The following is an 11,474-nucleotide window of genomic DNA, read 5'->3' on the forward strand; positions in this document are numbered from 1 at the left end:
GGCACCCCAATCCAACGGCAATCCTCCTGTACAGCGCAACCCCTCAATTCTGGTTCCCGGGTGCATCCATCGAGCTGGATGGCTTTACGCGCGTGATCGTATGGAGCCGTCCATGAAGGTTGATTTCGCTCCGGCGCTGATCGCGAGCCGCCATCCCCGTCGGGCTGACAGACGAATGGTGTCAACGTCCTGTCGACCATCCGCGAGACGCCCGCCGCCAAGACGCCGCCCCTCGCACCGAGGTCCGGGACCGGCCAACACCGGGGCGCCGCCGCAGACCGGAAAATGGTCCCTCGGGCGATACTCCCGCGCCTGGTTTTGCAGTAGCATCGCGACCGTGCGCGCACACGACCCAAACCCCCGGGCGTCAGTGCCGACAACACCCGTTAAACCCTTCGCCTTGGGAGACCTCCGGTGCCTAAGTTCAACGCCCTGCGCCTCGCCCTGCCTGCACTGTGTGCAGGCCTGTTGTCACTGACCGCCCCCGTCAACGCCGAGGAGACGGTGCATATCTACAACTGGAACGACTATTTTGCGCCCGACACCCTGCAAGAGTTCCAGAAGCAGACCGGCATCCGGCCGGTCCTGGATCTCTATGACAACAACGACGTGCTGGAGGCCAAGCTGTTCGCCGGCAGCAGCGGCTATGACGTGGTGTTCCCGACCTCGCGGCCCTTCGGCGCCCGCCAGATCAAGGCCGGGCTCTACCAACCGCTCGACAAGTCCAAGCTGCCGGGGCTCGACAACCTCGACCCGGCGGTGATGGCGAGCCTGAAGGAACTGGACCCGGACAACGCCCATCTCGTTCCCTATCTGCTGGGCACCACCGGACTGGGGATCGACGTGACCAAGGTCACGGCCGCCCTGGGCGAGGGCACCCCGACCGATACCTGGGCCGTCCTCTTCGACCCCGCCCAGGCGGCAAAGCTCAAAGGCTGCGGCATCAGCATGCTGGACGACCCGACCGAGGCCTTCGCCGCCGCGCTGGCCTATCTTGGCCGCGACCCCAACAGCCGCACCGCCGCCGACCTGGATGCCGCGGAAAAGGTCTTAAGAGCCGCCCGCAAGAACGTGCGCTATTTCCACTCGTCCCAATATATCAGCGATTTGGCCAATGGCGACCTCTGTGTTGCCCATGGCTATTCCGGCGATGTACTCCAGGCCAGGAGCCGTGCGGAAGAGGCCAACAAGGGCGTCACCGTGGGCTTTCGCATCCCCAAGGAGGGCGCCGTACTGGCAACCGACGTGCTGGCCATCCCCAAGGACGCACCCAATCCGGCCGCCGCCAACGCCTTTATTGCATTCATCCTGCAGCCGGCCGTGATCGCCCATATCACCGACCACGTAAAATATGCCAACGCCAATACCGCGGCCACGCCCTTGGTGTCCGAGGCGGTCCGCTCCGATCCCGGCATCTATCCCCCGGCTGCGGTCAAGGAGAAATTCATCGTACTCAAGACGCCGACCGACAAAGCGCAGCGCGACCTGAATAAGCGGTGGACGCGCATCAAGGCCGAGCGTTGAGCAGCGGGACCAGAGCAACATGACGAACCCCGAACGGCGCACGCTGGAGCCTTGGCAGGACCCCAAGGCCGCGCCCTATGTGCGCATCGACCATGTCACCAAGAAATTCGATGACGTCTATGCGGTCGATGATGTCTCGCTGGACATCTTTCAGGGCGAGTTCTTCTCGCTCCTGGGGAGTTCCGGTTGCGGCAAGTCCACCCTCTTGCGGATGCTCGCCGGCCTGGAGCGCCCCACCACGGGGCGCATCTATATCGACGGGGCGGACGTGACCGATCTGCCGGCCTATTCCCGGCCGGTCAATATGATGTTCCAGTCCTATGCCCTGTTCCCCCACATGACGGTGGAGCAGAACGTGGAATTTGGTCTGAAACAGGACCGGATGCCGCGCAAGGAACGCGCGGAACGGGTGGGTGAGATGCTCGGTCTGTTGCAGATCGGCGAATTGCGCAAGCGCAAGCCGGACCAACTCTCCGGCGGCCAGCGCCAGCGGGCCGCCTTGGCCCGCACGCTGGCCAAACACCCCAAGCTGTTGCTACTGGACGAACCGCTCGGCGCACTCGACAAGCGACTGCGCGAGAGTGCCCAGTTTGAATTGGTCAATCTGCAAGAGCGACTCGGCATCACCTTCGTGACCGTGACCCACGATCAGGAAGAGGCGATGACCATGTCCACCCGCATTGCCGTTATGAATGCTGGGCAGATCCTCCAGGTGGACACCCCAACCACCATCTATGAATATCCCGAATACCGCTTTGTTGCGGACTTCATCGGGTTGGTCAACCTGTTCGATGGCCGGGTGGCGGAGATTCAGGACGACCGGGTGTTGGTGGAAACCCAGCTGGGACGGCGGCTGCACATGCGCTGCTCCCACCCCCACGCCATCGGCACCCCGGTCACGGTGGCCATCCGACCGGAAAAGCTCCAAATCTGTCAGACCTATCGGGAGGACGGAGTCAATCAGGTCAAGGGGGTGGTGGAGGACATCGCCTATTTGGGCGACGTGTCGATCTACCGGGTGCGGGTGAGCCCCGAGCTGCTGGTGGAGATGACCCTCACCAATATCCAGCCACGCACCGAGCAGGCCTTGACCTGGGGGCAGGAGGTGGCGATGGAGTGGTCGCCGACCAGCGGCGTGGTCCTGACCGAATGACACGGACCACGCGCCACATGCAACAAGAAGAGTCTCACGCCAAGGCGCCAAGACGCCAAGGGAAGAAAAATTGCGCAAGCGACAGAAACCTATAGGCATACCCATTGGCCGCCACAGCCGGACGGATGCAGGAATAGCCGCGACCGCGGCTACCCGTAGTCATTCTCTTCTTGGCGTCTTGGCGCCTTGGCGTGAGCCCTCTTCCTGGCGGGGGGTAATAGCATGGTGTTCATGACTAAACACCATCTGCACGACCGGCACCTGTCGCGGGCACTGAATATCGGCACGCCCTATCTGTGGCTGGGGCTCTTCTTCCTGCTGCCCTTCGCCATCGTCTTGCATATCAGCATGGCGGAGACGGCCCTCGCCCAGCCGCCCTATACCGATCTCATGTCTTGGGTGGACGACGGGGTCTTGCAGATCAAGCTCAATCTCCAGAACTTCGTGACGGTATTCACCGACGAACTCTATCTGGCGGCCTTCCTCAATTCGCTCTGGATCGCCTTGGTCTGCACCGTCCTATGCCTGCTGATCGGCTACCCCATGGCCTATGCCATCGCCACCTCGCCGGAGCGGCGCCGGGTCATCCTGTTGATGTTGATCATCCTGCCCTTCTGGACCTCCTTCCTGATCCGTGTCTATGCCTGGATCGGCATACTCAAGCCCAACGGGCTGCTCAATAATTTTCTGATGTGGCTGGGTCTCATCCATGAACCTTTAACCATACTGCATACCCAGACCGCCATCTATATCGGGGTGGTCTATTCCTATCTGCCCTTCATGATCCTGCCGCTGTTTGCCAACCTGACCCGGCTCGATTTCAGCCTGTTGGAGGCGGCGGCGGACCTGGGCTGCCGACCCTTCAAGGCCTTCCTCAAGGTCACGCTACCGCTGTCGTTGCCCGGTATCGTCGCCGGCTCCATGCTGGTCTTCATCCCGGTGGTGGGCGAATTCGTGATCCCGGACCTGTTGGGTGGCCCCGACAGCCTGATGATCGGCAAGATGCTGTGGACCGAGTTCTTCGGCAATAAGGACTGGCCGCTCGCCGCCGCACTCGCCATCTGTCTGCTCGGGCTGCTGGTGGTGCCTTTCGTGTTCATGCAGCGCCTGGAGAGCCGCATGGGAGGGGATGAACTATGAACCGCGGACGCTGGAAGCTCTATACCTTTTTGGGCCTGGGCTTCGCCTTTCTGTATATCCCGGTGCTGCTGCTCATCGTCTATTCGTTCAACGAATCGCGGCTGGTCACGGTCTGGTCGGGCTTCTCGATCAAGTGGTATCTGGAGCTGATGCAGAATCAGCAATTGCTGGACGCTGCGTGGCTGAGTGTGCGCATCGCCGCCACCAATGCCTGCTTTGCGGTCGTGCTCGGCACCCTGGCGGCCAATGCATTGGTAAGACACGGAAAGTTTCGCGGGCGGACGGTCTTTCAACTGCTGCTGACCGCGCCCTTGGTCATGCCCGAGGTGATCACCGGCCTGTCGCTCCTGCTGCTCTTCGTGACCATGGAGCAGACCATCGGCTGGCCGGACGGGCGCGGCTTCACCACCATCACCATCGCCCATATCACCTTTAGCATGGCCTATGTGGCGGTGGTGGTACGTTCGCGCCTGTCGCAAATGGACCGCTCGCTGGAAGAGGCCGCCATGGACCTGGGCGCCCGCCCCCTGCGGGTCTATATGAGCATTACCCTGCCGCTGATCGCCCCGGCGCTGCTCTCCGGCTGGCTGCTCGCCTTTACCCTGTCATTGGATGACCTGGTGATCTCGACCTTCGTCGCTGGCCCCGGCTCCACCACACTGCCGATGGTGGTCTACTCCAGCGTCCGCATGGGCGTCTCGCCCCAGATCAATGCACTCGCCTCCATCGTGGTCCTGATCGTCTCGGTGGCAGTCATCATCGCCGGGCTCTCGCTGCGACAGCGGCCGGCGGCCAAGGGGCATTGAAAGCATACGACGCATGACCGGCGTAGCCCGGATGGAGCGCTAGCGCAATCCGGGTACGGACTTGCGGGAAAGGCAAAGCACAATGAACCCTGGATTTCGCTGCGCTGCATCTAGGCTACGGGAAACCGCCCCATGGAATACCGGCCCAATCGCGGAGCAGGGGGACGAGGAAAAGTACAATGACCGCACAACAGATCGACTTGAGCCAACTGGAAGGCCATCTCTGGGAGTCCGCGAACATCCTGCGCGGACCGGTGGATGCGGCGGATTTCAAGACCTACATCTTCCCGCTGCTCTTCTTCAAACGCATCTGCGACGTCTGGGACGAGGAATATGATGACATGGTCGCCGACAGCGGCGACGAAGAACTGGCCTGGTTCCCGGAATCGCACCGTTTCCAGATCCCAGAAGACTGCCATTGGGACGAGGTCCGCGCCAAGGCGAGCAATGTGGGGACGGCATTGCAACGGGCACTACGCGAGATCGAGAAGGCGAATCCCGATAGCCTCTATGGCGTCTTCGGCGACGCCCAGTGGTCGAACAAGGATCGTTTGTCCGATGCCTTGCTGAAAGACCTGATCGAACACTTCTCCCGACTGCCTTTTGGCAATCGTAACCTGACCTCCGACCTGCTCGGCGATGCCTACGAATATCTGATCAAGAAGTTCGCCGACGCCACCAATAAGAAGGCCGGTGAGTTCTACACCCCGCGCAGCGTGGTGCGGCTGATGATCGATATGCTCGACCCCCGCGAAACCGAAACCATCTACGACCCGGCCTGCGGCACCGGTGGCATGCTGCTCGCCGCCGTGGCGCATGTGAAGGATCGGCACGGCGACGTGAAGCGGCTATGGGGTAAGCTGTACGGACAGGAGAAGAACCTGACGACCTCGGCCATCGCCCGGATGAACCTCTTCCTGCATGGTGTGGAAGACTTTGAGATCATCCGGGGCGATACCCTGGCCAACCCGCGTCATTGCGCCGGAGACCGGCTGCGCCAGTTCGTTCGACGTGATCCTGGCCAACCCGCCCTATTCGATCAAGCAATGGGACCGTGCCGCCTGGACCCAGGACCCATGGGGCCGCAACTTTCTCGGCACGCCGCCGCAGGGCCGGGCCGATTATGCCTTTCAGCAGCATATTCTGGCCAGCCTGACGCCCAAGGGGCGGTGCGCCGTACTCTGGCCGCATGGTGTACTGTTCCGCAACGAGGAACAGGCAATGCGCGCCCGAATGATCGAGCAGGACTGGGTAGACCAATGCGACCTGATTTTTGGTCGAAGATCTATTGTTCTCGAGGGAGCCGGAAAGTGCTCAATGGTGAGCGACCTATCAGAGCCAGTAATATTTGAGTCATCTATTATTCGCGTAACGCTTGACCCCGAAAAAGCAGTACCAAAATTTGTCTTTGAATGGCTGCGGAGCCCAAAAGGAGCGCAGCAAATCACTAGAATTAGGAGCTTCACGACTATAGCCGGCATTACTGGCTCAGACCTAAAAAAGATATTTATACCGGCGATGTCGATTAGTGACCAGATAGCGACAAGCAATGAACTAGCGTCTTTACGAAACTCACTTAATGAAGTTAGAAATCGGCAAAACGCTAATCTGGCACTGAAAAAACAGGCGCTAGAGAAGCTTCTTGGAGGTAACAATGTTTACTGAATCCAACACCGTCGAAGCCTATCTCCGCGACCTACTCGCCGGCCCAGTCCAGCCAGTCCCAACCAATGCGATCAAAGAGCCGGAAACCGCTTACGGCCTCAACCCCAAAGATGTGTTCTCGGTGGCCACCGAGGGCAAGGAATATCATTATGGTTCGATCGGGCTGCCGGTGAAGGGTTGGGGGCCTTGGCATGCGCATGATACCCCCCTCCCCAACCCTCCCCCACAAGGGGGGAGGGGCCAAGAGGATCAGCACCATCCGTTGCAGACGCTCAAGCGCTCGGCGCAGAGCATGTTGCGCCCGGCGGTGCTGCTGGACATCCTGAGCAATTTCACACTCTTTGCCACCGACCGCAAGCAGCGCCGGATCAAGATCATCTGCCGCTATCAACAATACGAGGCGGCCAATAAGATTGTTGATCGGGTACTCGCCGGCTTCCCCCGCAAGGGGTTGATCTGGCACTTCCAGGGCTCGGGTAAGTCGCTGCTGATGGTGTTCGCGGCGCAGAAACTGCGAATGCACCCGGGACTCAAGAACCCTACCGTCCTGATCGTGGTGGACCGCGTGGATCTCGACAGCCAGATTACCGGTGACTTCACCCGCGCCGATATCCCGAATCTGGAGCAGGCCGATTCGCGCGAGCGGCTGCAACAACTGCTGGCGCAGGATGTGCGCAAGATCATCATTACGACCATCTTCAAGTTCGGCGAGGCAAGCGGCCCATTGAACGAGCGTGGCAATATCATCGCGCTGGTGGACGAGGCGCACCGCACCCAGGAGGGCGACCTGGGCCGCAAGATGCGCGAGGCCCTGCCCAATGCCTTTCTGTTCGGCCTCACCGGCACGCCGATCAACCGCTCCGACCGCAATACCTTCTACGCCTTCGGGGCGGACGAGGATGAGAAGGGCTATTTGAGCCGCTACGGCTTCGAGGAGTCGATCCGTGACGGCTCGACCCTCAAGCTGCATTTCGAGCCGCGCCTGGTGGACCTGCATATCGATAAGGCGGCCATCGATGCGGCATTCAAGGCGCTGACCGGCGGCTTGTCCGACCTGGATCGCGACAACCTGGCCCAAGACGGCGGCGAAGATGGCCGTATTGGTGAATACGCCCGAGCGTATCCGCCGCGTCTGCGAGGACCTGGTCGCGCACTTCCAGGGCAAGGTCGAACCCAATGGATTCAAGGGCCAGATCGTGACCTTCGATCGCGAGTCCTGCCTGCTGTATAAGGCCGAGTTGGACCGGCTGTTGCCCCCGGAGGCGTCCGAGATCGTGATGTCGGTGCAGGCCACCGAGAAGAAGGAGCACCCGGAATATGCCCTTTATGACCGCGGCCGGGACGCGGAGGAACGCCTGCTGGACCGCCTCCGCGACCCGGCCGACCCGCTCAAGCTGATCATCGTCACGGCCAAACTGCTCACCGGTTTCGATGCGCCGATCCTGCAGGTCATGTATCGCGATAAGCCGCTGCGCGACCACACGCTGTTGCAGGCCATCTGCCGGGTGAACCGTACCTATTCGGAGCAGAAAACCCATGGACTGATCGTCGATTATCTGGGGATCTTCGATGACGTGGCGGCGGCGCTGGAGTTCGGCGACCAAGGCATCAAACAGGTGGTCAGCAACATCCAGGAGCTTAAAGTTGAGCTGCCGGCGGCGATGCAGCGGTGTCTGGCCTTCCTCCCCTGCATCGATCGCTCCCAGCAGGGTTACGAGGGCCTGATTGCGGCACAGCAGTGCCTGCCCAACAATGAGGCTCGTGATCGGTTTGCGGCACAATTTAGCGTGCTGAACAGGCTTTGGGAGGCGCTGTCACCGGATAGCGTGCTCGGCCCCTTCGAGAGCGACTACAAGTGGTTATCGCAGGTCTATCAGTCGGTGCAGCCCGCCGGCGGTCACGGCCGCTTGATCTGGCATTCGCTGGGCGCCAAGACGATCGAGCTGATCCATCAAAATGTGCATGTCGATGCGATCCGCGGTGACCTCGACACCCTGGTGCTGGATGCGGACTTGCTGGAGGCGGTGCTCGCCAATCCCGACCGCAAGACCGCCAAAGAGATCGAGATCAAGCTGCATCGGCGGATGCGCAAGCATCAAGGGAATCCAAAGTTCAAACAGCTTTCTGAGCGCCTGGATGCATTGAAAGACCGCTTCGAGTCCGGGGCGCTGAACAGCGTGGAGTTCCTGAAGCAACTGCTGCAATTGGCCAGGGAGCTGTTACAGGCCGAGCAGGAGGTACCGGCCGCGCAGGACGAGGATCGCGGCAAGGCGGCGCTGACCGAGCTATTCAACGAGGTGAAGACGGCGCACACGCCGATCATGGTCGAGCGGGTAGTCACCGATATCGATGAGATCGTGCGCCTGGTGCGCTTCCCCGGCTGGCAAGACACTCAGGCGGGCGAACGCGAGGTGAAGAAGGCGCTGCGTAAGGCGCTGTTCAAATACAAGCTGCACGCCGACGAGGAGCTGTTCGAGAAGGCGTATAACTATATCCGGCAATATTACTGAGCGGGCCATCGCCGCAGCCATCGGCCTTGACGCGGCCGGGGGGCCGCTCCTACGGGCGCCGGGACGGCCCCAGGCCGCGATCACCCCGTCGGGGCTCGCTGCCGGAAGCGCTCACGCAGGCCCCGATACCATGGCGTCTCGGGCAGCATCACCAGATACACCAGGGCCACGACCAGGAGTTGATACCAGAAGCTGGTCAACCACAGCGGAGTAGTGCCGTTCTCCAGCCAGGTCTCCGCCAACTGCTGTAGGTTGAAGAAGGTGAAATAGGCCAGAAAGGCGAGCACGAGACGGCCGGTAGTCTTCTGCCGCGGTGAGATAGCGACTAGCGGAACGGCAATCAGCAAGAGGGTGAAGATCGCCAGCGGCGCGGCAATGCGGTGCTGGAGTTCGCCTTGGGCCGCCGGGTCCGGGGAGGCCCACAGGGTCCGGGACGGGGTGGTGGAATTCTTTTTCACCTGGGTCGGCTCCGGCCCCTGGCCGTCGATCCGCAACTGATATTCACGGAATTGGCCGATCGTGTAATCGCCCTCACCCGCATTGCCGTCGAAACGGTGCCCATCGGTGAGCGTGATCAAATGGTCGCCGGTCTTCTGGTCAAGCCGATGGTGGCCGCTATCACTTACCACTAAAATGGGTTTTTTCCCCTGTCGCGACAGAATAAACACCCGTTCGAGCTCCCGGCTCTTGGCGATGGAGCCGACATAGATGATCGACTGGCCGTCCTCCTCTACATAGAAGCGCCCGGCCTGCAACCCGGCGACCTGAGTGGCCTGATCCTTCTGCGCGAGTCGGATCTCGGCAATCCCAGCCGACGCCCAGGGCTGCAGAATCAGGGCGAACCAGCCGGTGACCAGGGCCACCGGGAGCGCCAGCAGCAAGAGCGCCCGATAGAGGCGCCGCGGCCCGATGCCGCAGGCATTGAGCGCCACCAACTCGCTGTCGCGGGCCAGCCGGGTCAACGCCCCGAGGGCGGCCAGAAAGAATGATGGCGGCAGCAGGGTCGAGGTATCGCGCACCAGCTGCAACCCCAGAAACCGCAGCACTAGGTTGGCGTTCAACGCCCCCAGGCTCACCTCTTCCAGGGTCCGCAGAAACAGCATGCTGGTGACGATCAACATCAGCGTGATCAAGATCGCCAATAGCGCCTTGGCGACCTCGCTGAACAGATAGCGGTCGACGAGCGGGAGCATAAGGGCGCGGCGCCGGGCGGCCGGGCGGCCAGTAACCCTCAATAGGGCCCGCCAGTCCTGAGCATATAATTGCGCAGTTGGGTGCTCTCTTGGTTGGCCCGCGTCAGGTTCGTATGGGTGATGCGAAAGAGTGCGCGCATGACCCGATAGAGCAGCATGGGATGAAGCTTGCCGAGCGACTCAAAGTCGGCAGGCTCAAGGGTGAAAGCGGTACACTCACCGACCGCGCGCAACCCGGCCTTGCGCGGCGAACCGTCGACGAAGGCCCGGGTACCGGCGAATTCACCGGCGCGCATCTGATAGATCACCTCCTCGTGACCGCCGACGATCTGGGAAACATTGACTGCGCCCGCGGCGACCAGGAACAGCGTGCGGCTGTCGTCCCCCTCGGAGACCAACAACTCACCGTCGCTCAGTGCAGTGACGCCCATCTGCCCGGCGAGTGCCTGCGCCTCGGTGTCATCGAGCTCCGCGGCGAGGTGGGAGGCGCGCAGCGCTTCCAGCTTATCTACTTGATTCATCGGTATGTACTCAGCTATTCCAAGCGGGCACTCAATAGCGCCCGCCAGTCTTCAACAAATAATTACGCAACTCGGCACCCTCGAAATACACCCGTGTCATGTTGATGTGGGTGATACGGAAGAGCGCACGCATCACCCGGTACATGAGCCGCGGATGGCGCTCGCCCAGCGCCTCGAAGGCCTCGGGCTCCAAGGTCAGGACGCTGCTCTCGCCTACCGCACGCAGCCCCATCATGTAGGGCGAACCGTCGACGAAGGCACGGGCACCGACGCACTCGCCCACTTTCATCTGATAGATGATCTCCTCGGTGCCGCCCGCCCCCCGGCAAACATCCAGCGCGCCCGCGGCGAGAACGAACAGTGTCCGGCACGCCCCCCCTTCGGCGACCAGCATCTCACCGTCAGGCACCGTCCTCACCCCCATCGGGTCGGCGAGTGCCGCCATGTCGGCCTCCTCGAGATCGGCGGCCAGGAGCGATTTTTGGAGCGTTTCCAACTTGTTCACTTCATTCATCGAGCAGTCGCCTGTGGTTGCAGCGGGAAGGAGACGGCGGACGGACGATCCGGCTAACGGCCATGGCGCCCGCGCACCCCGAAAGATGAAAGTGGCGGACGCCTTAGCCGTTCCCCCACCCCGCCCTCCCCCAATGGGGAGGGCATATTGGAGCGCGCTCCCGGCGCGACTTTCACGGTAACCACGGGTCCCCGTGGCCGCCGCAGTTTAGCGCACCGCCGCCGTCGACGGCAGTGCCGGTGAAAGTTCCCTATTGCTGACACATTTTGCAAGAATTTGAGTCGCTCGGCCAGGGGCGCGTCGCGCACTGTTAACCCAAAGTAGTAATGTCCCCTCCGTGCAATGTAGAGATGTCCCCTTTGGGCAACCGAGGGGGCGTGATGCCGGAGGAGACCATCGAGATGACGAAGAAGGCGCTGCACCGTCTGCGGGCGGTCGAGGCGGTGGC

Annotated in this window: 9 protein-coding genes and 1 pseudogene; 7 read left to right on the forward strand and 3 right to left on the reverse strand. The window is 61.7% G+C overall.

The features are described 5' to 3' along the window. Positions 1-414 precede the first annotated feature (414 nt). The 7 genes and pseudogenes from QZX93_RS17300 (at position 415) to QZX93_RS17325 (ending at position 7,519) form a co-directional block, all read left to right on the forward strand. Positions 415-1,524, forward strand: a complete 1,110-nt coding sequence (locus tag QZX93_RS17300) for a polyamine ABC transporter substrate-binding protein (protein ID WP_295392880.1) — start codon at positions 415-417, stop codon at positions 1,522-1,524. Between the two features lie 19 nt (positions 1,525-1,543). After that, positions 1,544-2,677, forward strand: coding sequence for an ABC transporter ATP-binding protein (locus QZX93_RS17305; RefSeq protein ID WP_295392879.1), 1,134 nt, complete (start codon positions 1,544-1,546; stop codon positions 2,675-2,677). A gap of 231 nt (positions 2,678-2,908) precedes the next feature. Continuing rightward, entirely contained in the window at positions 2,909-3,817 is a 909-nt protein-coding gene (locus QZX93_RS17310) for an ABC transporter permease subunit (protein WP_295392878.1), read from the forward strand. After that, complete coding sequence (locus QZX93_RS17315; RefSeq protein ID WP_295392877.1) at positions 3,814-4,623, forward strand: ABC transporter permease subunit; 810 nt, start codon at positions 3,814-3,816, stop codon at positions 4,621-4,623. Before QZX93_RS17310 ends, QZX93_RS17315 begins: the two co-directional genes overlap by 4 nt. Positions 4,624-4,802: 179 nt before the next feature. Beyond that, positions 4,803-5,591 (forward strand): annotated as a pseudogene (locus QZX93_RS17320) (class I SAM-dependent DNA methyltransferase); the annotation flags it as partial. Further along, entirely contained in the window at positions 5,545-6,288 is a 744-nt protein-coding gene (locus QZX93_RS27445; RefSeq protein ID WP_366760612.1) for an N-6 DNA methylase, read from the forward strand. The pseudogene QZX93_RS17320 and the gene QZX93_RS27445, both read left to right, overlap by 47 nt. Then, positions 6,278-7,519: a DEAD/DEAH box helicase family protein gene (locus QZX93_RS17325; protein ID WP_295392875.1), complete on the forward strand. Its 1,242-nt coding sequence runs from the start codon at positions 6,278-6,280 to the stop codon at positions 7,517-7,519. Before QZX93_RS27445 ends, QZX93_RS17325 begins: the two co-directional genes overlap by 11 nt. A gap of 1,359 nt (positions 7,520-8,878) precedes the next feature. Here QZX93_RS17325 and lptF read toward each other — a convergent pair. Genes lptF through QZX93_RS17340 form a run of 3 tightly spaced genes read right to left on the reverse strand, consistent with a single transcriptional unit; the run spans position 8,879 to position 11,026 of the window. Then, positions 8,879-9,991: an LPS export ABC transporter permease LptF gene (gene lptF, locus QZX93_RS17330; protein WP_295392874.1), complete on the reverse strand. Its 1,113-nt coding sequence runs from the start codon at positions 9,989-9,991 to the stop codon at positions 8,879-8,881. 38 nt (positions 9,992-10,029) lie between these two features. Beyond that, the gene (locus QZX93_RS17335; RefSeq protein ID WP_295392873.1) at positions 10,030-10,512 is read right to left on the reverse strand and encodes a cyclic nucleotide-binding domain-containing protein; all 483 of its coding nucleotides are present in this window, start codon (positions 10,510-10,512) and stop codon (positions 10,030-10,032) included. A 31-nt stretch (positions 10,513-10,543) separates the two neighbouring features. Next, complete coding sequence (locus tag QZX93_RS17340) at positions 10,544-11,026, reverse strand: cyclic nucleotide-binding domain-containing protein (RefSeq protein WP_295392872.1); 483 nt, start codon at positions 11,024-11,026, stop codon at positions 10,544-10,546. Between the last annotated feature and the right edge of the window lie 448 nt (positions 11,027-11,474).

Origin of the sequence: uncultured Thiodictyon sp. (assembly GCF_903946935.1) — a bacterium.
Classification (GTDB): Bacteria; Pseudomonadota; Gammaproteobacteria; order Chromatiales; family Chromatiaceae; genus Thiodictyon.